Source organism: Collimonas sp. OK242, from assembly GCF_900107095.1.
Taxonomy (GTDB): Bacteria; Pseudomonadota; Gammaproteobacteria; order Burkholderiales; family Burkholderiaceae_D; genus Collimonas.
In genome coordinates this window covers 1-1305 of record NZ_FNOR01000053.1, presented here as the reverse complement: position 1 = coordinate 1305, position 1305 = coordinate 1, and the positions used below count along the sequence as shown (strand labels likewise).

Here is a 1305-nt window from a genome sequence, read left to right as displayed (position 1 = left end):
CTTCTTCGGTTTCTTTGTGGTCATTACGTCAGTCATGGAATTTCCCTTTCGGTATTATTTCATGACCCCGTTCACACAGAAAATCTGACAGGCTCCGGCTTTGTCAAATCGTCCCTCGGCAGTGGCATTTGATGTCACAGTCTTTGGGACGATCACATCAATGCCAGCTTCATGGCATGCCAGGATTTCTTCGCCCTTGAAATAGCCTCTGTCTGCAATCACCGTCAAAGACTCCGTCGCCATTGCTGCACGAGCCCGCTCGCTCATTGAAGAGAGTTGGTCTCGGTCGATACCGACATTAGTCACATCATGCGCCACAATCAGATGATGTTTCGCATCGACCGCCGTTTGGACGTTGTAGCCGACGACGCCTGTTCCGCGTGTCTTCATCGAACGGGCATCTGGATCGGTCAGGGAAATTTGCTTATCGGGTGCCTGTTCAAGCTTGATCTCCACTTCCTTTAGCGCTTGCATCTGGACCCTGAGAGCAGCGATCTTCTCTTGCAATCGAACCGTAGTGGCCTGCTTTCGCTCAGGCTCCTGCCTGTCCGATGCATCAAGCGCAATGAGATAACGCGCAATGCTCGATTCGATCTCCTCCATCCTTCGTTGAAGCTTGGCACTGGTAAAGTTTCGATCACGGTTATTGACTGCCTTGAATTTGCTGCCGTCAACGGCAACAAGGGCTTCCGAGAACAATCCGAGTTGCTGGCATATCACGACGAACTGCCGGCACACGCGTGAAATCGCTTTGCCGTTATCTTTACGAAAGCTGGCGATCGTCTTGAAGTCAGGTTTCAGGTGACCTGTCAGCCACATCAATTCCACATTGCGTTGCGCTTCCCGCTCAAGACGCCGGCTCGATTGAATGCGATTGAGGTAACCGTAAATGTAGATTTTAAGGAGTACAGAGGGGTGATACGCAGGTCGTCCGGTTTCTGCTGGATTGACGCCATCAAATCCCATCTGATCCAGATTCAGTTCGTCAACGAAGACGTCGACTACCCGCACTGGGTTGCTTTCTGTGACGTAGTCGTCCAGCTGCTCGGGAAGCAATATGCCTTGTGTCCGATCCCTGCCTTCTATGAAACGTCCCATATTGATCACCTGAGATATGACGAGATATCGCTATGACACAGCAGGGTATATTTCGTTTACTCAGGGAACAAGAAAATTACGTTATATTTGAAGCAGGTTCCGGCTTGGATCTGTTTTTACACATAGATGGTCGCCCCCATTTTGCCAAGCGTTCAATCAATGATGTGAAGAAGGTAGAGATTGCAGCCATAGATCCGGACTTTCGAT

At 50.0% G+C, this 1305-nt stretch carries 1 pseudogene; it reads right to left on the bottom strand.

Features of this window, described 5'->3' with window-relative positions:
- Positions 1–99: 99 nt before the first annotated feature.
- Positions 100–1098, bottom strand: a pseudogene (locus tag BLV81_RS23405) (IS1182 family transposase); the annotation flags it as partial.
- Between the last annotated feature and the right edge of the window lie 207 nt (positions 1099–1305).